This window comes from [Clostridium] symbiosum ATCC 14940 (assembly GCF_000466485.1).
In the GTDB taxonomy this organism is placed as follows: Bacteria; Bacillota; Clostridia; order Lachnospirales; family Lachnospiraceae; genus Otoolea; species Otoolea symbiosa.
This window is the reverse complement of the sequence record NZ_KE992905.1, coordinates 3,083-3,392: the sequence shown is the minus strand read 5'-3', so window position 1 is coordinate 3,392 and position 310 is coordinate 3,083. Positions and strand designations below refer to the sequence as shown.

At 54.5% G+C, this 310-nt stretch carries 1 protein-coding gene; it reads right to left on the bottom strand.

Annotated elements, in window-relative coordinates; genetic code table 11:
- Positions 1–87 precede the first annotated feature (87 nt).
- Positions 88–310, bottom strand: a 223-nt coding sequence (locus CLOSYM_RS23210) for a hypothetical protein (protein ID WP_242828668.1), incomplete at its 5' end; no start/stop codon positions are given.

Genomic DNA, 310 nt, shown 5'->3' with positions numbered 1-310 from the left:
GAGAATGATATCCGGAAGGACGTTCGCCCGAGAGTCGATAGCTCTTAGGCAGAGAAAGGCAAAGCGCGCCGGGCGGATTTTGGCCCTTCAAGGGCAAAATCCGGGACAACTGAGCTTCGAACTCATCCGGAGTTCGGGGCGAATTTGTCCGGAACCCCGGTATGCTTTGTCTTTCTCTGTCTTAGAGCTATCCCTCGAAAAAGCAGTCCAGCCGGATATCATTCTCTCCGGCTCCGCCCAGAGAAAACAAAACCACGGTATCTCCTTCTCCAGCCAGCGATGCCACTCCCCCGGGACGAAAGACTCATAT